23 protein-coding genes are annotated in these 22,336 nt (G+C 58.7%); 13 read left to right on the top strand and 10 right to left on the bottom strand.

Annotated elements, in window-relative coordinates; all coding sequences use genetic code 11:
- Positions 1 to 40: 40 nt before the first annotated feature.
- Positions 41 to 1,357, bottom strand: coding sequence for an N-acetylmuramoyl-L-alanine amidase (locus AC24GY_RS23455; protein WP_487687848.1), 1,317 nt, complete (start codon positions 1,355 to 1,357; stop codon positions 41 to 43).
- Between the two features lie 314 nt (positions 1,358 to 1,671).
- On the bottom strand, positions 1,672 to 4,758 hold the full coding sequence (locus tag AC24GY_RS23450; protein ID WP_487687846.1) for a DUF7133 domain-containing protein: 3,087 nt from the start codon (positions 4,756 to 4,758) through the stop codon (positions 1,672 to 1,674).
- A 138-nt stretch (positions 4,759 to 4,896) separates the two neighbouring features.
- Here AC24GY_RS23450 and AC24GY_RS23445 point away from each other — a divergent pair, with 138 nt between their 5' ends.
- From AC24GY_RS23445 to AC24GY_RS23430, 4 genes are all read left to right on the top strand, one after another.
- Positions 4,897 to 6,057 (top strand): TMEM43 family protein, encoded by a 1,161-nt coding sequence (locus AC24GY_RS23445; protein ID WP_487687843.1) that lies wholly within the window; start codon positions 4,897 to 4,899, stop codon positions 6,055 to 6,057.
- A 73-nt stretch (positions 6,058 to 6,130) separates the two neighbouring features.
- Complete coding sequence (locus tag AC24GY_RS23440; RefSeq protein ID WP_487687840.1) at positions 6,131 to 7,420, top strand: protein kinase domain-containing protein; 1,290 nt, start codon at positions 6,131 to 6,133, stop codon at positions 7,418 to 7,420.
- Positions 7,421 to 7,457: 37 nt separating this feature from the next.
- Complete coding sequence (locus AC24GY_RS23435; RefSeq protein WP_487687838.1) at positions 7,458 to 8,942, top strand: AAA family ATPase; 1,485 nt, start codon at positions 7,458 to 7,460, stop codon at positions 8,940 to 8,942.
- A 17-nt stretch (positions 8,943 to 8,959) separates the two neighbouring features.
- Positions 8,960 to 9,580, top strand: coding sequence for a hypothetical protein (locus AC24GY_RS23430; protein ID WP_487687835.1), 621 nt, complete (start codon positions 8,960 to 8,962; stop codon positions 9,578 to 9,580).
- A gap of 6 nt (positions 9,581 to 9,586) precedes the next feature.
- Here the strand turns inward: AC24GY_RS23430 and AC24GY_RS23425 are convergent, their stop codons facing one another.
- A complete protein-coding gene (locus AC24GY_RS23425) occupies positions 9,587 to 10,618 on the bottom strand; it encodes a Gfo/Idh/MocA family protein (protein WP_487687832.1) in 1,032 nt (343 codons plus the stop codon).
- Between the two features lie 46 nt (positions 10,619 to 10,664).
- On the opposite strand from AC24GY_RS23425, the gene AC24GY_RS23420 reads away from it, so the two are divergent.
- Positions 10,665 to 11,120: an MOSC domain-containing protein gene (locus AC24GY_RS23420; RefSeq protein WP_487687830.1), complete on the top strand. Its 456-nt coding sequence runs from the start codon at positions 10,665 to 10,667 to the stop codon at positions 11,118 to 11,120.
- Positions 11,117 to 11,701, top strand: coding sequence for a molybdenum cofactor guanylyltransferase (gene mobA / locus AC24GY_RS23415; RefSeq protein ID WP_487687828.1), 585 nt, complete (start codon positions 11,117 to 11,119; stop codon positions 11,699 to 11,701). Before AC24GY_RS23420 ends, mobA begins: the two co-directional genes overlap by 4 nt.
- Before the next feature lie 29 nt (positions 11,702 to 11,730).
- Here mobA and AC24GY_RS23410 read toward each other — a convergent pair whose 3' ends face one another.
- From AC24GY_RS23410 to AC24GY_RS23395, 4 genes are all read right to left on the bottom strand, one after another.
- On the bottom strand, positions 11,731 to 12,162 hold the full coding sequence (locus AC24GY_RS23410) for a GNAT family acetyltransferase (RefSeq protein ID WP_487687935.1): 432 nt from the start codon (positions 12,160 to 12,162) through the stop codon (positions 11,731 to 11,733).
- A gap of 62 nt (positions 12,163 to 12,224) precedes the next feature.
- Positions 12,225 to 12,575, bottom strand: a complete 351-nt coding sequence (locus AC24GY_RS23405) for a DUF5329 family protein (RefSeq protein ID WP_487687825.1) — start codon at positions 12,573 to 12,575, stop codon at positions 12,225 to 12,227.
- A 49-nt stretch (positions 12,576 to 12,624) separates the two neighbouring features.
- On the bottom strand, positions 12,625 to 13,350 hold the full coding sequence (locus tag AC24GY_RS23400) for a 16S rRNA (uracil(1498)-N(3))-methyltransferase (RefSeq protein ID WP_487687822.1): 726 nt from the start codon (positions 13,348 to 13,350) through the stop codon (positions 12,625 to 12,627).
- A 1-nt stretch (position 13,351) separates the two neighbouring features.
- Positions 13,352 to 14,641: an aminopeptidase P N-terminal domain-containing protein gene (locus AC24GY_RS23395; protein WP_487687820.1), complete on the bottom strand. Its 1,290-nt coding sequence runs from the start codon at positions 14,639 to 14,641 to the stop codon at positions 13,352 to 13,354.
- Positions 14,642 to 14,822: 181 nt separating this feature from the next.
- Between AC24GY_RS23395 and AC24GY_RS23390 the strand changes: the two genes are divergently transcribed.
- Genes AC24GY_RS23390 through AC24GY_RS23380 form a run of 3 tightly spaced genes read left to right on the top strand, consistent with a single transcriptional unit; the run spans position 14,823 to position 15,440 of the window.
- Positions 14,823 to 15,032: a hypothetical protein gene (locus AC24GY_RS23390; RefSeq protein ID WP_422320181.1), complete on the top strand. Its 210-nt coding sequence runs from the start codon at positions 14,823 to 14,825 to the stop codon at positions 15,030 to 15,032.
- Entirely contained in the window at positions 15,019 to 15,294 is a 276-nt protein-coding gene (locus AC24GY_RS23385) for a hypothetical protein (RefSeq protein ID WP_422320180.1), read from the top strand. The genes AC24GY_RS23390 and AC24GY_RS23385 overlap by 14 nt, the downstream gene beginning before the upstream one ends.
- Positions 15,291 to 15,440 (top strand): type II toxin-antitoxin system VapC family toxin, encoded by a 150-nt coding sequence (locus AC24GY_RS23380; RefSeq protein ID WP_422320179.1) that lies wholly within the window; start codon positions 15,291 to 15,293, stop codon positions 15,438 to 15,440. The genes AC24GY_RS23385 and AC24GY_RS23380 overlap by 4 nt, the downstream gene beginning before the upstream one ends.
- 6 nt (positions 15,441 to 15,446) lie before the next feature.
- Here AC24GY_RS23380 and AC24GY_RS23375 read toward each other — a convergent pair whose 3' ends face one another.
- The 3 genes from AC24GY_RS23375 to AC24GY_RS23365 all read right to left on the bottom strand — a co-directional run bounded on the left by AC24GY_RS23375 (position 15,447) and on the right by AC24GY_RS23365 (position 18,423).
- Positions 15,447 to 16,550, bottom strand: coding sequence for a PDZ domain-containing protein (locus AC24GY_RS23375; RefSeq protein WP_487687817.1), 1,104 nt, complete (start codon positions 16,548 to 16,550; stop codon positions 15,447 to 15,449).
- Positions 16,551 to 16,554: 4 nt separating this feature from the next.
- Entirely contained in the window at positions 16,555 to 17,544 is a 990-nt protein-coding gene (locus AC24GY_RS23370; RefSeq protein ID WP_487687814.1) for a S1C family serine protease, read from the bottom strand.
- A 72-nt stretch (positions 17,545 to 17,616) separates the two neighbouring features.
- Positions 17,617 to 18,423: a putative polyvalent protein kinase domain-containing protein gene (locus AC24GY_RS23365; protein WP_487687811.1), complete on the bottom strand. Its 807-nt coding sequence runs from the start codon at positions 18,421 to 18,423 to the stop codon at positions 17,617 to 17,619.
- 95 nt (positions 18,424 to 18,518) lie between these two features.
- Between AC24GY_RS23365 and lpdA the strand changes: the two genes are divergently transcribed.
- The 4 genes from lpdA to AC24GY_RS23345 all read left to right on the top strand — a co-directional run bounded on the left by lpdA (position 18,519) and on the right by AC24GY_RS23345 (position 22,203).
- Positions 18,519 to 19,895, top strand: a complete 1,377-nt coding sequence (lpdA, locus tag AC24GY_RS23360) for a dihydrolipoyl dehydrogenase (RefSeq protein WP_487687809.1) — start codon at positions 18,519 to 18,521, stop codon at positions 19,893 to 19,895.
- A 28-nt stretch (positions 19,896 to 19,923) separates the two neighbouring features.
- Entirely contained in the window at positions 19,924 to 20,730 is an 807-nt protein-coding gene (locus AC24GY_RS23355) for an endonuclease/exonuclease/phosphatase family protein (RefSeq protein ID WP_487687805.1), read from the top strand.
- A 13-nt stretch (positions 20,731 to 20,743) separates the two neighbouring features.
- Positions 20,744 to 21,130: a hypothetical protein gene (locus AC24GY_RS23350; RefSeq protein ID WP_487687802.1), complete on the top strand. Its 387-nt coding sequence runs from the start codon at positions 20,744 to 20,746 to the stop codon at positions 21,128 to 21,130.
- Positions 21,131 to 21,231: 101 nt separating this feature from the next.
- Positions 21,232 to 22,203: an amidohydrolase family protein gene (locus AC24GY_RS23345; RefSeq protein ID WP_487687799.1), complete on the top strand. Its 972-nt coding sequence runs from the start codon at positions 21,232 to 21,234 to the stop codon at positions 22,201 to 22,203.
- Positions 22,204 to 22,336: the final 133 nt, after the last annotated feature.

The following is a 22,336-nucleotide window of genomic DNA, read 5'->3' as shown; positions in this document are numbered from 1 at the left end:
GCCAGATGGAGTCGTATCGCGGGCAATGTGACAGGAGCGATTACGCGATTTGTTTCAGCAACTGCACCAGCTTGTCCTGCCCACCCCATTCATCGAAACGATGTTCTGCTTCGTTGAGCACTTCTGCCAGTGGCCTTGGTTTGCCGTTGCCGCTCTTTGGAAAGACTAGATAGCCAATGACCTGACTGGAGACACCGCCTATGCGGGCGTCTTTGGAAATGCCCAGCGCCTCCGCGCAAGCAATCGAAGCCTCACCCACGGCCGGATTGGTGTCCGCAAAAATAGCACCGGTGAATTTGCCGTTCTCGGTGTTATAAACGATGCCGAAATCACCTTTTTTGGCTCCGGCCAGCTGGCTTGGCATCACAAAATACGGAATCACTTCGGCGTTCACATAACTCTTGGGATCGCTCCACTTGCCGCTGCTGAGTGCCGTCATGGAGATCCAGTAACCGGGGGCAGGGTCGGTGGACTTTTGTACCAAGGGAGTTCCTGAGGGCTTGTCAGTGTCTGTGGCGAGAGCCCACCAGTTGCCGGGTTTTCCTCCGTGCGCTGGATTGTCCAGGCCCTTGTGCTTATCCACTGGATAATCGTCCGGGTGATAGGCGCGTGGCGAGCCGTCCGCATCTACCGACAGCGCGGCAAGATAGAAGAAGGCCGTCTCACCGGCCACTTGGTACACTTTCACTGTCTTGCCGGAAGAATCCTGCACCGTGGCGATCTGCCCCGGCTTTTTGCTCAGCTTCACGCTGTCGGTGAGCGGAACAGCGTCAGTTAGCGTCATGAGCTTGGCCGCGACGGCCTTCCGCAAGTCGGCCAGCTTGTCCTCCAGTTTTCCCGGGCAGTCCGTGTGGCCCGCCAGAACGTCCATGTGCCCGGTGATGGTGTTCTTGTCGGGCGTGAGGCCGCCCCAGCGGCACAACCACGCGCACAACTCCACCAGAGCATCCCATTCCGGGGCCGTCACTTCGTAGCTGGCCCGGTTGTCGCCCTCCACCTCGATGCCGAAGAATGTCTCGTTGTATTTGGTCACTCCGGACGCATGTGCACCACTCAGGACCTCGCCCTTGCGAGCGGCGGCCGCCGATCCCGTGCGTCCTTCCAAGAGCAAGCCGCCCCGGCTCACAGTGAAATGCTGGCCGGTGTCCGACCAGCCGTTGTCCTTCATGTGATGGGTCTGAATTGAGCGTGCCAAGGCAAAGGCCGCCTTCTCCTCCGCCGTGCCCGTGCTGGCCGCGCGGTTCGCCGATTCGGTGTTGTGAATGACGATTCCTTTCGCCGCGCTGCGTTTGAAATTCGTCGTGACCGTCTTGGCATTCCAGTCCGTCGTAGAATAGATGCGTGGTGGTGTGGGCATGGTGTGTGGGGTTAGGAGAGAATCAGAAGAAGTTCACATCGGGACTGCAGTTTCATTACGGATTTCCGTCTTTGGGGCGTCTCGGAGTAAAAGAGAATGGGCGTTTATGGGCACGACGCCTAATAAAATAGCAACTCGCATATGCTGCTTGAACTCACTGAGGCTTGCCAGTTATTTTTATCAACACAGTGAGTTATAATTAATATTCGGGGATATTAATTTTCTATCCGGCCTAGAATTTTACACGGTGATGCGATCGCGGGCAGCCAACGCGCCGCATTTCAAATTGGTTTTGCGAACCCTTTGGGATCGGTTTACTGTTTCATCAGATACGCAAAGAAGTCCTTCAAATCCGCATCGCTCATGCCGGTGGTGAGGCCTTCGGGCATGAGAGAAATGGGCGAGGCGGTCATGGATTCGATGTCGGTTTGCTTGAGCGCGGTTTTGTTGTTGGCCATGTCTTTGATGACGATGCCCTTGGCGTCCTGCGCATCCATGAGGCCGGTGAGGATCTGGCCGCCTTTCGTTTTCACGATGTAAGCGCCGAAGCCCTCGCGGATTTCCATGCTGGGCATGAAGAGGTTGTCCAGCCAGAAGTCGGCATTGCTGCGGTCATAGCCGGTGAGCTCGGGGCCGATCTGGCCGCCTTCGCCAAAGAGCTTGTGGCAGATGAAGCAGCGGGCCATGAACTGGATCTTGCCTTTGTCGGCATCACCCAGGCCGGTTTTGAGCACGGCCTTGATGCGCTCGGACTCCTTCTTCTTTTCCGGCGTGGGTCCCGTGGCCAGCAGGCCCTTCCAATGCTTGTCGATGGCCGCATCAATCTCTGGGTCTTTGTGCAGGCTGAGCTGGCGTACGATGTCCACGGTGAAGTGCTTGGTGGGCACCTTCCATTCATTGACGAAGCTCACCAAAATCTGCGCCCACTCTTTGCGGCCTGCCATCACACGCAGTGCATCTTCGCGCAGCGCCTTGTCTCCGGCGATTTGAGCTTCCCAGCCCAGCAGCAGGGCCTCGGGGATGCGTTTGTCATCAAACTTGGCCGCTGCCTGGAGAATGCCGCGTTTCAGGCCCGGCGGATTCGTGGCCTTCAAAATGTTCACCATGGGCATCACCGCTTCCTGTTTGCCGAGCTCGGCCAGAGTCTTGGCGATGGCGATGCGGGCGGTGCTGCTGGCTTTCTTGTCCTCCAGCAGCTTCAGCGCGCTCTTCAGCGCATCCGCGCTGCCACTGCGCAGCGCCAGCGTGAGATCCCCGCCGCTTTGCTTGGCCATGTAATCATTGAGCGCCTTCGTGAGCGACTCCGGCAGCTTCGGCATCTCCGCTCCTTCAAACGCGGAGGCGATGCCGGCGATGAACTTGCCGCGCAGCGCGTCGTCATTCGTCAGCGCGAGCAGGTCTGCGCAGGACTGGAAGTTCTCTTCGCCACCCGCCAGCGCATAGCGTTTCGCGAGCTTTTCGGCGAGGTTGTCGCGGAAGAGAGTGGATTCAGCAAAGCCAACTTGTTTCTTCACCTTCATCGAGAACTTGAAGTCACGCAGGAAGGAGAATACCGCAGCGCGCTCCTTCTCTGCCTTTGATTCCAAAGCCCACCAAGCAAGGAGCATTAGGTGCTCATCCTTCATCGACTTGGCATCGTCCGCGACCCAAAGAAGAGGCAGGCCTACATCTGCGCTCAATCGCTTGGCTGAGGCCAGCATCTGCGCCTTCACCTCCAAAGACTCTTCTTTTCTAACAAGCTCAAAGAGCGCCTCCCCCATTGCTCCTGTCACACCTTCGCCGATCATTTTCACTGCCCAGCGGCGAACATACGGATCGTCGTGCTTCAGAGATTGAAACACGCCGGGCTCAATAGGAATCACTGAATGTCCATTCTGCCTGAGTGAGTCCCAAGCCCACAACATTTCGAGCGCCTTGGGGTCTTTGTCATTCTTGATTAGAAAGTCGAACAACTTGGGCTCCAGCTCTTTCAAATCCCGCCACCCGATCTCCAGCACCGCCTGCTTCCGGAACCACTCGTTCGGATGGCTCAAATACCCCAGCAGCTCATCCCCGCTCGCCTTGCTCAAATCAAAGGGCTTCAACTTCGGCACCCCGGCGGCGGGCCGCACACGGTAGATGCGGCCGCTGGTCTTGTGCCAGTCGTCGATGGGGCTCACATGGCTGAGGCGTGTGTCGTACCAGTCGGCCATGTAGAAGCCGCCATCCGGGCCGACACCAGCCCACACCGGGCGGAACCAGCGGTCCGGGGTGCTGAGCAGGTTTTCCTCGTCCTTGGTGCGGAAGGTGGAGCCGTCCGCGATGCGCTCGCTCACATACACGAGGTTTTGCAGCGCGTTCGGGGCGATGATCTTGCCCTCGTAGGCGCTGCCGAGCAGGCCGCCTTCATACACGGTGAAAGCCTGTGGAAAGCGTTTGTTGTCGCCTTGATGATTCATGTGCTCAAACCAGCCGAAAGCATACGGATTGGTGAGCGGGCCGTGCTTGCCCCAGCCTTTGATGCCGTAGCTGCCCTGCTCATAGTGCATGCCGCGCGTGGCGCCGTTTGTGCCGGAGAACAGACGGCCCTTGCTGTCGAAGTCGAGGCTGAAAGTGTTGCCGCCGCCTTCGGCGTAAATTTCGAAGGTCTTCTTCTTCGGGTGGTAGCGCCAGATGCACTGGCCTTCCCACTTCACGTTCTTGGTGTTGGCGCTGCTGACGTTGCCAGTGGTGGTGCTGCCGTTGGCGCCGTAGAGCCAGCCGTCCATGCCCCACTGCAGATTCGTGGCGACGCTGTGCGTGTCCTCCAGGCCGAAGCCGCTGAGCTCCACCTCGGGTGTGTCGCTGTCAGGCTTCGCGTCAAAGTCAGCATCCGCGTAGCTGAGCAGGTAAGGGGGATTCAGCACCCAGATGCGCCCCATGCCATGCAGCGCGGCGCTGGCGATGTTCAGGCCGGTGATGACGTCCTCGTGCTTGTCAAAAAAGCCGTCGCCGTCCGTGTCTTCAAAAACGGTGATCTTGTCCGCGCCCTTTTCACCCCGTGGCGGTGGCAGCGGCACCTTGTCAAATTTGGCGCGCAGGTGCTGGTCATAGCTGATGATCTTCAGTCCCGCAGGGAACTGATACTGCCGGTACTGCACCACCCACATGCGGCCTTTGGAATCCCAGCTCGCATACAGCGGCTGCTCCACCACTGGCTCGGCGGCCATGAGGTCGATGGCCACGTCACTGCGTGTTTTGAATTTCTTCAGCGCCTCCTCGGGGGGCGTGGGAGGCGTGTCGTCCCGCATCACGCCGCGTCCGGCGCGCGTCTCCATGATCTTTTTGACGGCCTCATTGCCCGCGACATCGCCGGGTTTGACGTTCGGGTCGGCAGCGAGCGCAGAGCCACCGAGCAGGAGAAAAAGGAGACGCGTTTTCATGGGGTAGAGACTAACAAACGAAGCGGCGGCGGTTTCTTGCCGCCTTGTCACTGGTTCCGGTATTTTCGTGTGACAGAAAAAAATGGAAGCCGGACCTGTTTTCCGCTCCAATTTAAACCATCAATTCAATTATATACCATGGCTGACTCCTATACTGAAGTGACTTCACAAAACTGGTTCAGCCGCATCGGCGAATCGATCAAAGGCATTCTGTTCGGCATCATTGTCATCCCACTGACGATCATTCTGCTCTGGTGGAACGAAGGACGTGCCGTCACCACGGCAAACAGCCTGAAGGAAGGCGCCGCCGCCGTGGTGCATGTGTCCGCAGACAAAGTGGACCCTGCCAATGACAAAAAGCTCGTGCATGTCACGGGAGAGGCCAAAGCCGCAGGCCCGGTGGTGGACACCGATTACGGCGTCAGCGTGTCCGCACTGCGGCTGGTGCGCACCGAAGAAATTTATCAGTGGGTGGAGAACCAGAAGACCGAGAAGAAGGAAAAAGTCGGTGGCAGCGAAGAAACCACGACCACCTACACCTACGACAAAAAATGGGTGGATGAGCCGGTGAAATCCTCTGAGTTCAAAACACCCGAAGGCCACACCAACGAAGGCGACTTGATCTCCGGAAATGCCAACATCAGCGCCGAGAAGGTCACCCTGGGGGCGTTTAGCGTGCCGGAAGACTTTGTGAAGCAAATGGGCAGCCCGATCAAACGTGCGGTCACGGATGCGGATCTGGCCACGCTGCCTGCTGATCTCAAAGAGGGCACGAAAATTCAGGACGGAGCCTTCTACATCGGCCCAAACCCCAAAGAGCCCAAGATCGGTGATGTGCGCGTGTCTTTTGAAATCGTCAAGCCCGGCACCTTCAGCATCGTTGCCGCACAACTCGGCGAAACTTTTGAACCATACCAGACCCATGCTGGAAAGCCAATCAACCTCATCGAAGCTGGCACGGTCAGTGCCGAGGCGATGTTCAAGCACGCCGAAGCTGCGAATTCGATGATCACCTGGCTGGTGCGCTTTTTCGGTTTCCTGTTCATGGCCTTCGGCTTCATGGCCATCATGAAGCCGCTCAGCGTGCTGGGCAGTGTGATTCCCTTCATCGGCAACATCATCGGCATGGGCACGGGCCTGATCTCGTTTGTCCTGGCGGGTGCCATCTCCCTCCTGGTCATCGCCATTGCCTGGATCTTTGTCCGTCCGCTGCTGGGCATCGCGGTGCTGGCACTGGCCATCGGCGCCTTCGTTTACACACGTAAACTGGCGGCTGCCAGCAAGCCCGCTGCCGCTTAATAGGAAGGCCTAAATATACTCCAAGCTTGATGGTTGTTGCTCCCGTTGTCAGGTGTGTCACAGTACCTGATTGATGCGACTTACCAGCAGCACCGCCGCTCCCCTCGTGACTCGTTCCGCGCCGCCTTCGTCGCAGGAGCTGTCCGCCATGATGCCCTTCGGGCGTTATTCGGTGCAGGCGCAGGTGGGCATCGGCGGCATGGGCACGGTTTATCGTGGCACGCAGCTCAGCCTCGGCCGGCCCGTGGCCATCAAGGTGCTGCGCGTGAGCGACGGGTATGACTTCGCCTTTGAAGACCGCTTCCGCCGTGAGGCGCGGGCCATGGCCACGCTGAACCACCCGAACATCGTCGCCATCTACGACTATGGTCACATCGGCACCGACTTTCTGTTCTTCGTCATGGAGTTCGTCGATGGCACCGATCTCGGCGAAATCATGCGCACCGGCCGCATGACGCGCGAACTCGCGCTGCAGCTGCTGCCGCAAATCTGCGCCGGACTCGAATACGCGCACTCCAAAGGCATCGTCCATCGCGACATCAAGCCCGCGAACATCATGCTCACGCGCCAGGGCGAAGTGAAGATCACCGATTTTGGTCTCGCCAAGGACGTCATGCGTGCGCCCTCGATGGCCACCGAAACGCACATGGTCATGGGCACGCCGGAATACGCCGCACCGGAGCAGTTCAATGCGCACCGGGACGTCGATCATCGCGCGGACATCTATGCCTTCGGCGTGCTGATGTATCAGATGCTGACGGGGGCGCTGCCTCGCGGCTCCTGGCAGCCGCCTTCCACCTTGCTGCATGGTCTGGATCCCCGCTTTGATGCGGTCATCATTCGTGCCCTGATGACGGATCGTGAGCACCGCTACCAGTCCATGGGTGACATGCGCCGCGTGATCGAGGCCGCTCTGGTGCCGGTGGCGCACACACCCAGCCGACCGCTGCCAGTCGCCAAACCCTCCGCCGGACGCATCCTGCTGCTCGAGGATGATCTCATGGTGCGCGATCTGATGCGGCGTGCCTTGGAAAAGGCGTCCTTTGAAGTCGTTGAAACCGGAGACGGCAAGGAGACTCTGCGCCAGTATCAGGAAGCGATGCAGCAAGGCCGTCCCTACGATCTCGCCATTCTCGATCTCACCATTCCCGACGGCATGTGCGGCCGGGAAACCATGCTCTACCTTCGTCGCCTTGATCCCCAAATCCTCGCGATCGTCTCCTCCGGCTACCGGGATGATGCCGTGATGAAAGACTGCGCCGCCTACGGCTTTGCTGCGGCGCTGCCAAAGCCCTACCAGGTCGAAGGCCTGCTGCACGTCGTGAACGGCGCCCTCGCCGTGGGCCGCCGGCGCATGGCATAGGCATTGCCAGCGAGGACTTCCTGCTTTTAATGGGCAGATGCTAACCCGGCTTCGAATTCAAGGCTTCAAGAACCTCTCCGATGTGGAGGTTTATTTTGGCCCTTTTACCTGCATTGCAGGTGCGAATGCAGTCGGAAAATCCAACCTGTTTGATGCCATACGCTTTTTGTCTCTGCTGGCGGATATGAAGCTTGATGAGGCCGCTCGTTCAATTCGGGCTGAAGATGACCGCAATGGTGATGTCCGTTCTCTGTTCACCAACGATGGTTACGCGATAGCCAAAGTAATTGAATTTGACCTGGATATGATCGTTCCTCGCGAAGCTGTGGATGAGTTGGGCCAGACAGGGGAGGCGTCCACCACCTGCCTTAATTACAAGCTGAGGATCGGTTATCGTGACAGTTCTGATGACAGACGCCAGCTCGGCGAACTTGAGTTGTTGTTTGAGGAGCTGAACTACATCACTCATAACGAAGCGAAAAAACGTCTCCGCTTTCATCCTTCCAAGGCTTGGCTGGAGTCGGTTATACTCGGCCGTAAAACCAGCAAACTCATTTCAACGCTATCTGAGGGGGGGAAAACATTTGTTGTCCTGCATCAGGACGGCACCGCACGTAGCGGTCTCAACAAACGGGGAACAGGTTACAAACGAGTGGCGCGTCAACTCCCACGGACAGTGCTTTCTGCAGGCGATGCGGACAGTCCCACGGTTCTGTGCGCCCGTGTCGAACTGCGCAGTTGGGAGCTGTTGCAGTTGGAGCCTTCCGCGATGAGAGAGAGCGATAGCATCAATCAGTCCACAGGGGTGGATGCTAGTGGCGCTCACATGGCCGCGACCCTTTATGAACTTGGCCGAACGCCCGTAATTCCTGGAAAGCCTGCCGATCCAGAAGCCATCTATCAACGAGTGAGCAATCGTCTTTCGGAGCTTCTGGGAGATGTTCGCGGCGTCGGAGTTGATGTGGATGAAAAGCGGGAGTTGCTTTCTCTTTATTTGGTAGACCGCATGGGTGTACATACCCCGGCCCGCTCCCTTTCTGATGGCACGCTAAGTTTCATCGCTCTGGTAATCAAGCAGATGGAAAGCCGTGGCAACCGGCTGCTATGCATGGAAGAACCCGAAAATGGCATTCATCCGCGTCGCATTCCGGCGATTCTCGACCTGCTTCAAGATATTGCGGTAGATGTGTCGTGTGCAGTGGACGATGCCAATCCGCTCAGGCAAATCATTGTTAACACACACTCTCCGTCTGTTGTGCAGCAAGTGCCAGATGAGGCTATTCTGTTTGCGGAGACCATGCCAGCATGGACTCCTGGTCGTAAAACCTTCGAGCGATTGGTTTTTCGCATTCTGCCTGACACCTGGCGCTCATCTGACAAAGACGAAGAAATGATTGTCAAAAAAGCTTCCTTGCTCGCCTTTTTGCGTGTGCCTGGGAAAAGACGTGAGTCAGAGGATGAACGACACGAATATCGACGTGTGATTGATAGTGATTATGTGCAGCCGCTTCTGAAACTATGAGGAATGAGCAGATGATTATGCGCCGGTTTACACTGCTTGCTGATGGTCCGGGAGATGAGGCTCTGATGCCGGTTCTAAACTGGCTTTGGCAACAGCATCGTCCTGATGAGCTGTGCATCGGTCAGTTTGCCGATCTGGAATACAGTGGTCTTAGGAGCCGTGCATTGAAGGATCGGCTTGCACCAGCATTAGATTTGTATCCGTGCGATGTGCTGTTCGTGCATCGCGATGCCGAAAGAGAGAGTCTGGAAAGGCGTGTACAGGAAATACTTTCTGCGTTGGCGGTGGCATTTACCGTAGGAGCTCATCCTCCCGCTGTGTGCGTGGTGCCGGTACGAATGAGCGAGGCATGGATGATGTTTAACGAAAAAGCGATCCGCAAAGCGGCGGGAAATCCAAATGGCTCCATGCAATTGCATCTGCCGCAATCTTCCAAGATCGAACAGATGCCGGATCCCAAGGCTAAACTACGAGAGTTGTTGCAGATAGCGTGTGGTCTCCCTACACAACGGCTTCGTAGTTTCAATGTGCCCCGCGCTGCAAAGCTTGTGACCGAATTTATTGACGACTTTTCCCCACTCCGACAGCTTCCAGCCTTTGCTCGAATGGAGGAAGAGTTTAAGAGAGTGAAAATTTAGATCGAGCTACACCACCCGCACCGCCGCCTGGGCATCCATGGCCTGCCAGACGCCATGCACCACACGCATGTAGTTCATGCCTTCACCAAAATCCGGCCTGGGTCGCGGGGCTTTCGGATCACGAACAGCAGCGATGAAATCCCGCTCCACCGTCCAGCTTCGTTGCAGCTCGGTGGGAACCGGCACTGACTCCAGCTTGCCGCCGCGTTTGCCCAGCTGAAGATCATCCGTGGCGAAGTCATAGCTCAGCGTGCCTTCGGAGCCGAAGATCCACAGCTTGTCCGTCGGCGCATGCGCGGCCACGCCGCTGAAGAGCATCGTGGCCTCGATGCCGCTGCGGAATTTGGCCATCACGTGGACGAAATCCGGAATATCCACCTCCACGCCCGCACGTTCCGGGATCACCACATTGCCGCGTGCCTCCACTTCCACGATGTGGCCGAGCCACTGCTGCAGCACCTCGGTGTAGATGCCCAGCGTGAGAATTTGTATGCCGCTCAAGTCGGACTGCTGCCGCCAGTGCGCGGGCTTCGCCGCATCCAGCCAGGCATCATTGAAACTGTGCAGCAGCACCTGATGCGGCGTGCCGATGGCCCCTTCCGCGAGCAGCTTCTTCACCAGCTCACCCCCATGCATGCCCTGCGGTGCCGGGCAGATCGCGGTGACGAGTTCAGGATAACGCATGGACGCCTCCCACATCTGGTTCGCCTCCGGCACAGAGGCCGCCATGCGTGCCTGCGTGAAGACATGCTTGCCGTGCTGCAGCGCGTAACAAGTCATCTCCGCATGCATGTAGGGGTGCGTGCCGATCCAGACCACATCCACCTCATCGCTCGACGCCACTTCCTCCCAGCGCGCCACCGCCTTGGCTTCCGGGGCAAACTCACGGCAGAAAGCTTCGGCACTTTCCAGCGAGCGGTTCGTCACCTGGGTGATCTGCACATTCGGGATCGCCCGCAGGCCGGGCATGTGGCGGGATTTGACGATGCCACCGGCGCCGATGATGCCGATGCGGATGGGTTGCTCAGTTGCGGTCATAGACGTATGGATTGGGCACACCTTGGAGCCAACATTCAAGCCCCGCATGCAAATCCTGCACATCTTCCTTTCTCCGGAGCACATCTACGTCGGTCATCACGGCCTGCCACCCGGCACCACGCCCATGATCGAAGTGCCGGAGGCTGAATGCGTGGCGGGTAAAGGCCTGCGCGGTGACCGCTATTTCGGCTGGAAGGAGGACTTCAAAGGGCAGGTCACCTTCTTTGAGCACGAGCAGTACGAGCGCCTCTGCGAACAGTTCAGCGCCATGGGCCTGCCACCCTCCGTCTTTCGCCGCAACCTCATCACCAAGGGCATCGACCTCAACACCCTCATCGGCACCGAATTTGAAGTGCAGGGTGTGCGTTTTCTCGGCACGCAGGAGGCTGCGCCCTGCCACTGGATGAACCAGGCCTTCGCTGAAGGCGCCGAAGCAGCCCTCAAAGGCCACGGCGGCTTGCGAGCCAAAATTCTGAGCGACGGCATCCTCCGCAAGTCATGAACACTCCCTTCGCCGCCGTATTGCTCGCCGGGGGTCGCTCCACCCGGATGAAACAGGACAAAGCCCTGCTCCACTGGCATGGACAGGATCTCTGGCAGGCCCAATTGCACAAGCTGCAGTCGATCGGTGCCGCGCGCGTGCTGCTCTCCTGCCGGCGCGAACAACCCTTGTTTGTCAGCCCCAGTGATGAAGTCGAAGTCATCCATGATCCCGACGGCGCGGATGACGGTCCGCTGGGTGCCATCACCCGTTGTTTGGAGCAGGTGCAGATGCCGCTGCTCGTCCTCGCCGTGGACATGCCCTGGATGACCGCCACCTTTCTGCGCGAGCAGCTTAACCAGCACGAGAGCCCGGAGAAGGGCTGGTTCTTTCGCGGCCCGCACGGCGATGAAACGCTCGCCGGTCTCTACGTCCCCGCCATGCTGCCGCTCATGCGGGAGTCGCTTTCCAAGAAAGACTTCAAGCTCCAGCACGTCATCGAGACCGCCGTCCATTCGGGTCTGGCCATCACGCACGCCCTCGGAGACGAGCAGATGCCGTTTTTCCAGAACGCGAACACGCCGGCGGATTTAAAGCATTAAGGCACCAGTCATTGCCTTCGGGCTTCGGCTCACCGTTCAAAGGGCTCATCCACCACCAGGCGCTTGCCCAGGCTCACGACATCATCGATGGCAAATCCGAGCCGTTGGTAAAACTCAATCACTTGGGCGTTTGTCGTGCGCACCTGCAGATTGATTTTGGGGCAGCCCAGCCGGCGCAGCAGGTCTTCAGCGTGCCGCATGAGGGCGCGTCCGTGGCCCGACTTTTGCAGATGTGGAGCCACGGCCAGATAATTGATCCAGCCTCGATGCCCCTCATATCCAGCCATGACTGTGGCGATCACCTGTGAGTCCAGCACCCCCACAAGAAACAGCTCGGGAGAGTCAGCGAGTTTGCGCTGGATGTCCTCGCGCGGATTGTTCTGCGGTTTCACCAGTCCGCAGGAAGTCCACAGGTCAATGACCTGGTCCTCATCGGCAGGCTGGTAGCTGCGGACCTCCATGCAGCGCAACATGGCCTGAAGCCCATGCCGCTGCAAGTGCGGGCCTGCCTGCACTCCTCAGCTCACTGTTTCTTCAGCTGTGCCGTCAGGTATTCACCGCACGGCGTCTCTTTCCCATCCTTGAAGCGAATCAAATAAGCCTTCCCGGAAGTGCCTGAGGCGGAGGCCACCTTCGCAATGAAATCCGTCGCGGTCTTCACCTCCTTGTCATTCCGCTCCCATTTGGCCCGGAGAAACTTGGCCGCATTCGCCGCGCTGTAGTCACTGCCATTCCTGACAAATGTGGCGTTTTCGAGCCCCTGAATGTGCGTGATCAGCGTCTCGATCTTCGCCTTCTCCGCCGGCTCTGCTGCGGGCAGGGTGACAAAGAAACAGAGAAGGCAAAAAAGCTGGAGGATGAGTTTCGATGTCATGGTGGTATTCTTTTTAAACGCACCTGCTCAGACAAAAGGATGTCCAGATTCAGCGCAGCTCATGCCCCAGGATCGCCAGCGTGGCGATGCTGGCAGTCTCGGCACGCAGGACCAGCGGCCCCAGCGTCACTGGTACAAACCCTGCCGCAAAAGCCTGCGTTTCTTCTTCCGCCGTAAAATCACCCTCGGGGCCGATCAAGATGGCCACACTGTTCGGTTTGTCCCCAGTCAGCGCTTGTTTGAGCGTGCGGGAGTGCTCGCTCAGTGCTGGGATAAGCTTGAGTCCGGCTTGAAACTTCACACCTGCGGCGAGGGTGATGGGCGCGTGAAGCTCCGGCACAAACGGCGTGTGGCATTGCTTCGCGCTTTCAATCATGTGCCGCCTCCATTTGGCCAGCTTCTTCTCCGTCTGTGCCGCATCGAGATGGATCACGGTCCGTTCCGTGATGATGGGCTGGATGCTCGCGGCACCGAGTTCGACCGCCTTTTCCAGCAGCCACTCAAAGGGCTCCGCTTTGATCAGCGCAGGCAGCAGATGAATCGATGTCTGAAACGGCTCCACGCGCGTTTCAGCGGTGATTCTGGCCTGCACGGTCGATTTGGTCACGTGCGTGATCTCGCAAACGGCCACGCGTCCCGCACCATCAAAGATCTCGATGGTGTCGCCCGGCTGCTTGCGCATCACGCGGCCACAATGCTGCGCCTCATCACCGGTCAGCGTGAGATGCGGCGTGGTCCAGTCAGTGGCGGAAAGATGGAAGCGCGGCAGCGACATGTCAGCGTTTCATCAGCGCTTCAATCTCATCCGCCTCGATAGGAATATGCGCCATGAGATCCATGTTTTCGTGTTCGCCAATGAAGATGTTGTTCTCCAGGCGGACGCCGAGTTTTTCCTCCCGGATGTAGATGCCGGGCTCCACGGTGAAGACCATGCCGGGCTGCACGGGCTTCCACATGTGGCCCACGTCATGCACATCGATGCCCAGCGGATGCGAGGTGCCGTGCGGGAAGTATTTTTTATACGCCGGCTTGTCGGGGTCCTGCTTCGCGATGTCCTCCTCCGTGATCAATCCGAGGCCGAGCAGCTCCTTTTCCATCAGCTTGCCCACCTCCTCCTGATACTCGCGGATGATGACGCCGGGGCGCAGCATCTGGCAGCACTTTTTGAAGACACGCAGCACGGCGTCATACACCTGGCGCTGGCGCGGCGTGAACTTGCCGTTCACAGGAATCGTGCGCGTGAGGTCCGCGTTGTAGTTGCCGTAGTTCGCCGCCACATCGAGCAGCAGCATCTCACCGTCCTGACACTGGCAGTGGTTGGTGATGTAATGCAGCACGCAGGCATTGGCACCGCTGGCGATGATGGGCGTGTAGGCAAAGCCGCGCGCACGCTGGCGGATGAACTCATGTGACAGCTCGGCCTCGATCTCGAACTCCTGCACTCCCGGCTTCACGAACTTCAGCAGGCGGTCAAAGCCATCGCCCGTGATGCGAATCGCTTCGTTCAGCGCCGTGATTTCATGCGGGCTCTTGATCACGCGCAGCTCGTGCATGAGCTGCGCCAGTCGGCGGTAGTCATGCAGCGGATACTCACGCTGGCAGCGCTGCGTGAAGCGCATCTCCCGCGTTTCCGTGGGGATGGTGGCACGGGGGTGCTCGTTCGAGTTGAGGAAGACATGGTCCGCCTGGCACATGACGGAGCGGAACTGCACTTCAAAGTCCTCCAGCCAGTGCACGCGTGAGATGCCGCTGCGCTCCTTCGCCTGCTCCTTGCTGAGTTTTTCACCCTCCCACACCGCGATGTGCTCGTTCGTCTCGCGCACAAACAGCATCTCCCGCTGCTTCGGATCCGCCGCATCGGGATACAGCACCAAAATCGTCTCCTCCTGATCCACGCCGCTCAGGTAAAACAGATCGCTGTTCTGCACAAAGCCGAGCGAACCGTCCGCATTCGTCGGCAGCACGTCATTGGCATGAACGATGACCACCGACTGCGGCGGCAGCTTGGCATAGAGATGCTGACGATTGGAAACAAACAATTCGGCGGGCAGAGGTTGGTAGCGCATAGGTGTAGAGCAAGCGTCCCGCTTGCAGCAGGAGGCGATTGTGGCCGACTTTCTCCGAAAGTCGAGGCCGTGAACGTGCCCCATCAGGACTTCAGTACGCTCGCTGGAAGCTTGAGCCTCTGAACGGACGCGAAGAAAGGCGGGTCTTGAACTTTTGGAAATATGCGCATACCCTCAAGGCATGTCCGTGACATCGACACAAACTGCCAGCGCCTCTGGAGAAAATGCCGAAGGTTTAACCATTCACCCGAAGCGCGAATGGATGAGTACCTTTGGAGCCTTCGCCAAAGATCCAATTTTTGAGTCAGCGATGGATGCAGGTGAGGCATGGGCGAAAACGCAGACTTGGGAGAAGGAACAGACCGCGCCAAAGACCCATGCTGGTGCTTGATGGCAACATGCTCCGGCAGTTTCTGAGCGCCTCCGAATCAGGTGAACGTTTGCGCGCGCGAGTCGATGCTTCCGGTGACGACGCGTCTCTGACAGTGGTGACCATTGAGGAATCCATGCGCGGATGGTTGGCAGAGTTGAACCGCAGATCCATCAATCCGCACGGGCAGATCGAAGTTTATAGGCGCATGCATACGAGTGTCGAAGTGTTTGCCAAATGGACGGTGCTGGCCTGGGATGTGGAGTCATCCATTTATTTTTGAAGCTTCGCCGTGATGGCGTGCGCATTGGGACGCATGATTTAAAAATCGCCTGCATCACCTTGGCGCATGATGCCTTGCTGCTGACGCGGAACACCGTGGACTTTGCGCAAGTGCCGGGGCTGCGCTTTGAGAACTGGGCGGATTAAGCCCCTTTATTGCGCCAGCACCGCTTTCGGCGGATGGCGGTCCGCCTTGATCCAGAGCTGGGCTTCGGTCCAGAAGGCTTCCACCGGCAGGGCAAAGGTCGTGACCCGGTCCACACGCGCGATGTTGATGCCGACGACCTTGCCTTCGAGCGTGGCCACAGGGCCGCCCATGTCGGCAGGGAGAAGGGGGATGTCGTGCTGGAGGACTTCGGGGAAGTTGTCGCTGCGCAGGGAAATGCCGCCATTGGCGAAGTCCTCACCCTCCCAGTTGTTCAGCACCTTGGAGCGGCTGGCCAGGCGGACGCGGCAGCTCTCCTCCTTGTCTTTGCGCAGGTAGCGGATGTCGATGATCTCCCCGGGCTGGCGCTTTTTCACGATGTCATAAACACGATCCAGCGCCGCCACCTTTTCACCTGCGATGGTGATGAGGATATCGTCCTCCTGCAAACCGGCGGCCTCGGCCGGGCTTTCGCTGGCGATGCCGACGATGCGCACCCCTTTGCCATCTTTGGACGCTTTGACATCCATGCGGATGCCCATGGCGGCTCCCTCGCCCGGAATGCGGCGGAATTTGGCGCTCACAATGCCGATGCGCGTTTCCTTGCCTGCATCCGCCACGCTGCACAGCCACTGGCCGAGGCCGAGTGAGTGTGCGCCACCAAACGAAACCGCACGCAGTCCGGTGATGCCCACCGCCTGGGCCAGCACCAGGTCCAGCCGCGTTTCACGGTGCACCTCGCGCAGGTCCGCAGTGCGCCCGTCGCTGAATTTGATGCGCGTCTTGTGCAGTTCGGGCACCTCGCTGGCCTTGATCAATACATAGCCGTCCTCGCCCACAATGGTGGCGGTGCAGATGGTGCGTCCCAGCGGGCTTTCGATGCGCGCGGCACAAGCGACGGTGAGCGGCTTGAGCCTCTCCACAGCCGCGAGTGTGTGCTTCCCATTGGTGCGGTCCTCCTGCGGCAGAGGCAGGCGCGGCGGGTCCGCACGGATGAGAAGGGGGATGAGGAGTACAAGAAAAGCTGAATGACGAAGTCCAAATGACAAAGGAGCCCACGCACGGAATGCGGTGGAGCTGTCCTTCGTCCTTCTGAATTCGTCCTTCGTCATTTGCTTACTGCCCTTCTTCCTGCGGCTTTTGTGCCAGTTGGACGGAAACATCGCGTTCCTTGTCGTGGGTGCGCAGTCTGAGCTTGAGGGTGTCGCCGGCGGCCCGGGCGCGCACGGTGGCGCTGAACTGCTGCTGGTCGGTCATGGCTTCACCATTAACGCTCAGGATGACGTCTCCGGCGCGAATTCCGGCCTTCAGCGCGGGTGAGGCGTCGATCACATCCGCCACTTCCAGATCCAGTCGGTCGTTCATCACGGTGGCCACGCCGAGGTAGCCGCCCGCGCCCGTGCCCCAGGTTTTGATGACCTGGGATTTCTGCATCGCCTCCCAGGACCGGAGAAAGGGTGCCATGGACACGTGGACGTTTTGGTCCCGCCCCTCCCAGATCTGGCTGTGAATGCCGATGACCTCGCCATTGAAGTTAAAAAGCGGGCCGCCGGAGTCGCCGCCCATCAGCACGCAGTCGCTGTGCAGGCTGTTGGCGGTTTGTTTGATGATCCTGCCCACGCGCAGCACGGGGCCGCGTGCCTTGTCAAAGCCCCCGGGATGCCCCAGTGCAAAGCACCACTCACCAGGCTGCGCCTTGGCCACTTCACGGCTCAGATTCACAAAGGGCCAGGGTTTGCCCCGGTCTTTCAGCTGGGCCAGCGCGGCGTCGGTCGTTTTGTCCAGCCCCAGAGACTTGGCCGTCGTGACGGTGCCGTCTTCCAAAATGACCTTCATGTCCTTCCCCGGGCCGTTGGGAACGTGGGCGGCCGTCAGCATCAGCCCGTCAGCGGAAATGACGACCCCGCTGGCCGTGCCGTCCCCGCTTTGGATGGCCACCAGCGCCTGCCGCACCCGTGGCAGCAGCTTTTGCACGTCACTCTGGATCTTCAGGAGCTCAGAGATGTCCGTTTTCGGCGGCTTGTCATTGCTCTGCCGCTGCTCTGCCGCACTTGCCTGCCAGGACAGCAGGAATGTGATTAGCAGAATATGGAATGAAGTGCGCATTTTTGAACCAATCAAACCAACGGCCCAACTGCTGGAAAGTTGCCAGATTTGGGACTCTGTTCAAGGCAAGTCTCAGTCTTCTTCGGCCGGTTCCCATAACTTTGCCGCTGCAGGCAGCAGCGCCGATGAACCGGGCGGCACCAGAGCGATGACCAGATCCACCGGAATGAGCACGCCATTGAGGTCACGGCGGAAATTCCGTGCATGGGCATCGGTGATGAGAATGCCATCCCGCTGGCGATACCACGTCACCCCATGCACCTCGGGATTGATGATGTGGGCGTCGTCCACCCGCTCAAACCCATGGGCGGCGAAAAACGCCTCCGCGTCCTCCAGCGTGGCCGGCAGATTCTCATCCTCCGGGATGAACGGCTGCTCCACCGCCATCTGCGGCTCACGGTCAGAGCCGGTGACTTTGCCAAGGTAATGGGTGGTCATCCCGAAAACGTCATCCATGACAGCCCAGCGACGCAGATATTCGGAAGGCAGCGCTGCCCGCATCATAAGCCGGGTTTTGTTCTGAAAAGTGCGTGGATCGAGCAGCTTCGTCTCGTCCATAATCCGGCCATAAAAGCCGGGCAGGGTATGTTTGATGACGGTTTCTGACTGATCAGGAATAAAAACCGTGTGCTCTCCGCCGATAAAGGAAGGCGGATAGCCTGGAACGCCGACCTCAAGTTCTTCCCAAAGACGGCTCAGCTCACTCTCGCGGGCGGCGGGGATGAGCTTGCCCGATTGGCAGCCAAAATGGAGCGAATGGCCTGCTCCCGCGAGACGCGCGGCTGATTGGAGCAGATCGCCCGTAACTTTTTTGGGTCCGTGATGATGACCGCCTTGGGTTTCATGCTCGTAAACTAGCACGAGTCCCAGGAGCGTCATCTGGAAAATCTCCCATCCAGGGAACACTGATTCACCGGTTGAACATCCCTTCCGGCTGCGCTTCTCTCCTCCCTCACTTTCTCTCTCAAAAAAACATGAACTACGACCTCATCGTCATCGGCGGCGGGCCTGCGGGCTACGTCGGAGCCATCCGCGCAGCGCAACTCGGCAAAAAAGTGGCCTGCGTCGAAAACGACCGCGCCGGGGGCACCTGCCTGAACTGGGGCTGCATTCCCACCAAGGCCCTGCTGAAGAACGCCGAGCTGTACCACACCATCACCCACCGCGCCGAGGAGTTCGGCCTCAAGATCGGCAGCGTCGAGTACGACTGGTCCAAGGTCATCGGCCGCAGCCGTGGCGTCAGCGACAAGCTCAACAAGGGCATCGAGTTCCTCTTCAAGAAGAACAAGGTCGACTACCTCAAAGGCACCGCCAGCATCCCCGCCGCCGGCAAGGTCGAAGTGACCGCCGCCGACGGCACCAAGGCCACCCACGAGGCGGCCAACATCCTCATCGCCACCGGCGCGAAAACCCGCCCAATGCCCGGCTTCCCCTTCAACGGCAAGACCGTCATCGGCAGCAAGGAGGCCATGACCCTCGACAAGCAGCCGAAGAGCATCATCGTCATCGGCGCCGGCGCCATCGGCATTGAGTTCGCCTACTTCTTCAACGCCTACGGCACCAAGGTGACCGTCGTTGAAATGCTGCCCGACATCCTTCCCGTCGAGGACACCGAAGTCAGCAAGACCCTGGAAAAGAGCCTCACCAAGTCCGGCATCCGCATCCTCACCAACACCAAGGTCACCGGCACATCCGAAGACGGCAAAGGCGTGAAGATCACCGTCGAAGGCGCTGCCAACGAAACTCTTGAGGCAGACGTCTGCCTCGTCGCCATCGGCGTGGCCCCCGTGCTGCCCGGCGGCATCGAGCTCAAGCTCTCCGACCGCGGCTGGCTCCAGACTGACGAACGCTATCAGACCTCCGTCAAAGGCATCTACGGTGCCGGCGACATCATCGGGCCACCCTGGCTCGCCCATGTGGCCAGCTATGAGGCTGTGCAGTGCGTCGAAGGTCTTTTCACCAAGCACAAGCCCAAGAAAGTCGGCGTCTTCCCCGGCTGCACCTACTGCCATCCGCAGGTGGCCAGCATCGGCCTCACCGAGCGCGCGGCCAAGGAAAAGGGCCTCAAGTTCAAGGTCGGCAAGTTCCCCTACGTCGCCAGCGGCAAGGCCCTCGCCGCCGCCGAGCCCGAAGGCTTCGTCAAGATCCTCTACGGCGAACCCCACGGTGAAATCATCGGCGCGCACATCATCGGCAGCGAAAGCACCGAGATGATCGCCGAAATCGGCCTCGCCATGAACCTCGAAGCCACCTGGGACGAAATCGAAGCCACCATCCACGCCCATCCGACCCTGTCTGAGATGGTCAAGGAGGCCACGGAAGTGGCCAAGGGGCATCCGATCCATGTGTGAGGAGGGGTGAAACCTTGTGACACGAATCTTGTTCTGGAACATTCGGGGCAGGCCGCTTGAAGCCATTGTTGCTCAAGCGGCCATCGAACAGAACGCGGATATAGTGATCATCTGTGAACATGGAAGTCGCATAGCTCATATTGAAGATGCGCTGAACAAGGCGGATCCGAACAAGCGTGCGGCATATGTAAAGCCTGTCCTGAAAAGACACGCATCGCTGGCGTTGTTTTCTCGTGTGACGGTAGGGAAGCTTGCCACGGTAACTGAGCATTCCCACTGCCTGGTTCATGCTTTGCAGCGTTCAAACGGCGACGAATTGTTGATTGCCTCCGTTCACTTGTCGAGCCCGATGCATCAGTCAGAGAGAGACTTGATGATTCTTGCTCAGGACTCTGCTGATCTCATCCGAGATCAGGAAAGTCAACGAAGGCACCGGCAGACACTTGTGGTGGGCGATTTCAATATGGACCCGTATCACCCAGGCATGATCGCGAGTCATTGTTTTCACGCCGTTATGGATCGCCGTCTGGCTATGGAGGAGTCCAGACTCATCCAAAAACAAGAACATTACTTCTTTTACAATCCGATGTGGAGCAGACTTGGGGATGATTCGCCAGGCCCGCCCGGCAGCTACTTTTATCGCAAAGCCAGTCCAGAATGCCACTTTTGGCATGCTTGGGATCAAGTGCTTGTGAGACCTGCCATTTTGGGGCACTTTAATAATGCTCGGCTTTCAGTAATCACTCAAATTGGGCCCACCCAATTGCTTGATCAAAAAGGACGACCTAATTTCAAGAAATATTCGGATCATCTGCCAATCGCATTCGAAATTTAACCTCGATTTTGCCATGTCTGCAGCCACCAAAAACCTCTGGGGTTCGATTCCCGCCGTCGCTAAGACAAAAACGCCGCTAACCGTTCTACGAGAGCAGGGGCGCATTTTGGAGAAAGAAACCGGTGGGCGGCTTGTGGGTATTGTGACAACCAGAACTAATTCGCAAGGCGACATGGTGCACAACTTTTACATCCAGGCTCCCCTCCTGGATGACTACTCTCATCTGCTGCTTTCCGTGCTGCATGGTGCAAAAATGTTTCCGCTATCTGTGCATTTTGAAGGCAAAAAACCTTCGGTTAAAAACATGGTGGCATTTGAAAATCTGCTCGGTCTGATACTGAAAAAACCTTCAACAAAAGAGGTGATCAACAGCCTTCTGGCACAGTCAGGTGCGTTGTAAGGCTTCAGGGTGAACCAAGGAATCATCATGAAGTGGTCGGAGCCTGTGTTCTGACAAGGAGGTGCCTTGCATCACGTATCAGATGCTTCTAATCCTCCACCATGAACCGCCGCCAGTTCCTCCACACCGCCTCTGCATCTGCTGCTTCCCTTGCCGCATCATCCTGCACCACGACGACCCAACGGGCGGACAAGCTGATCATCGACACGCATCAGCATCTCTGGGGCGGTGATTTCGTGAACCCACCCTGGGTCAAAACAGCTCCTGAAGTGCTGCAGCATGATTTCCTCACTCCCGAGTACCTGGAGGCGATGCACGGGCTGAAGGTGAAGGCCATCTACATGGAAGTGGACGTAGCTCCGAAAGATCACATCAAAGAAGCCGATGCCATCGTGGCGCAAATCCGTGCCCGCAACACCCCGACCATTGCCGCCACGATCGGCGGGCGTCCCGCCTCAGCAGATTTCGAAAGCTACGTGCAGCGCTACGCGGGCAACGGCATCATCAAAGGCCTGCGCCAGGTGCTGCACGGGCCCTCCACTCCTGCGGGCTACTGCCTGCGCCCCGATTTCGTACGCGGCGTGCAGACGCTCGGCAGGCGCGGCCTCAACTTCGAGCTCACCATGCGCCCCACGGAGCTGCACGATGCCGTGAAGCTCATTCAGCAGTGCCCGGAGACCCACTTCGTCCTCGACCACTGCGGCAACGGCGACCCCAAGGCCTTCAATTCCAAGCTCGGCCCCGGCCTGAAACGCAGCTGCACCGCCGACGGCTGGAAACGCGGCATCGATGCCGTCGCCGCGCAGCCCGGAGTGATGTGCAAGATCAGCGGCATCGTCGCCTTCGTCCCGCCCGGCGAATGGCGCGCCGAAGACCTCGCCCCCGTGGTCAACCACTGCCTCGATGCCTTCGGCCCCGACCGCGTCTTCTTCGGTGGCGACTGGCCCGTATGCCTTCTCGGCAGCCGCGTGCGCGGCTGGGTCGAGGCCCTGGACCAGATCGTGGCCTCACGCCCCTTTGAAGATCAGCGCAAGCTGTGGTCCGGCAATGCCATCAAGTTTTACAAGCTGTGAATCCTGCGTAGGACGGATGTGGCGGCAGCCCGTCCGTCCATTAGCGCGCGGCAAACACTCTGGCCTGCGAATACTCCCATGGTCGGCGGCTTGGCAGCGTGAGTTGTGCAGCATGGGTGTCTCGGTGCATTCT

The sequence above is a fragment of the Prosthecobacter sp. Pr1 genome (assembly GCF_057652315.1).
The sequence above is the reverse complement of the archived record's forward strand: the minus strand, read 5'-3'. Positions and strand labels throughout refer to the sequence as shown.

Excerpts from the sequence above, each read along its gene's own strand:
- AC24GY_RS23345 (WP_487687799.1), top strand. The coding sequence starts at position 21,232 with ATGAACCGCCGCCAGTTCCTCCACACCGCCTCTGCATCTGCTGCTTCC.
- mobA (WP_487687828.1), top strand. The coding sequence starts at position 11,117 with ATGAACACTCCCTTCGCCGCCGTATTGCTCGCCGGGGGTCGCTCCACC.
- AC24GY_RS23450 (WP_487687846.1), bottom strand. The coding sequence starts at position 4,758 with ATGAAAACGCGTCTCCTTTTTCTCCTGCTCGGTGGCTCTGCGCTCGCT.
- lpdA (WP_487687809.1), top strand. The coding sequence starts at position 18,519 with ATGAACTACGACCTCATCGTCATCGGCGGCGGGCCTGCGGGCTACGTC.
- AC24GY_RS23405 (WP_487687825.1), bottom strand. The coding sequence starts at position 12,575 with ATGACATCGAAACTCATCCTCCAGCTTTTTTGCCTTCTCTGTTTCTTT.
- AC24GY_RS23440 (WP_487687840.1), top strand. The coding sequence starts at position 6,131 with ATGCGACTTACCAGCAGCACCGCCGCTCCCCTCGTGACTCGTTCCGCG.
- AC24GY_RS23420 (WP_487687830.1), top strand. The coding sequence starts at position 10,665 with ATGCAAATCCTGCACATCTTCCTTTCTCCGGAGCACATCTACGTCGGT.
- AC24GY_RS23365 (WP_487687811.1), bottom strand. The coding sequence starts at position 18,423 with ATGACGCTCCTGGGACTCGTGCTAGTTTACGAGCATGAAACCCAAGGC.
- AC24GY_RS23375 (WP_487687817.1), bottom strand. The coding sequence starts at position 16,550 with ATGACGAAGGACGAATTCAGAAGGACGAAGGACAGCTCCACCGCATTC.
- AC24GY_RS23455 (WP_487687848.1), bottom strand. The coding sequence starts at position 1,357 with ATGCCCACACCACCACGCATCTATTCTACGACGGACTGGAATGCCAAG.
- AC24GY_RS23410 (WP_487687935.1), bottom strand. The coding sequence starts at position 12,162 with ATGGAGGTCCGCAGCTACCAGCCTGCCGATGAGGACCAGGTCATTGAC.
- AC24GY_RS23430 (WP_487687835.1), top strand. The coding sequence starts at position 8,960 with ATGCGCCGGTTTACACTGCTTGCTGATGGTCCGGGAGATGAGGCTCTG.
- AC24GY_RS23395 (WP_487687820.1), bottom strand. The coding sequence starts at position 14,641 with ATGCGCTACCAACCTCTGCCCGCCGAATTGTTTGTTTCCAATCGTCAG.
- AC24GY_RS23435 (WP_487687838.1), top strand. The coding sequence starts at position 7,458 with ATGCTAACCCGGCTTCGAATTCAAGGCTTCAAGAACCTCTCCGATGTG.
- AC24GY_RS23370 (WP_487687814.1), bottom strand. The coding sequence starts at position 17,544 with ATGCGCACTTCATTCCATATTCTGCTAATCACATTCCTGCTGTCCTGG.
- AC24GY_RS23385 (WP_422320180.1), top strand. The coding sequence starts at position 15,019 with ATGCTGGTGCTTGATGGCAACATGCTCCGGCAGTTTCTGAGCGCCTCC.
- AC24GY_RS23400 (WP_487687822.1), bottom strand. The coding sequence starts at position 13,350 with ATGTCGCTGCCGCGCTTCCATCTTTCCGCCACTGACTGGACCACGCCG.
- AC24GY_RS23445 (WP_487687843.1), top strand. The coding sequence starts at position 4,897 with ATGGCTGACTCCTATACTGAAGTGACTTCACAAAACTGGTTCAGCCGC.
- AC24GY_RS23390 (WP_422320181.1), top strand. The coding sequence starts at position 14,823 with ATGTCCGTGACATCGACACAAACTGCCAGCGCCTCTGGAGAAAATGCC.
- AC24GY_RS23425 (WP_487687832.1), bottom strand. The coding sequence starts at position 10,618 with ATGACCGCAACTGAGCAACCCATCCGCATCGGCATCATCGGCGCCGGT.
- AC24GY_RS23350 (WP_487687802.1), top strand. The coding sequence starts at position 20,744 with ATGTCTGCAGCCACCAAAAACCTCTGGGGTTCGATTCCCGCCGTCGCT.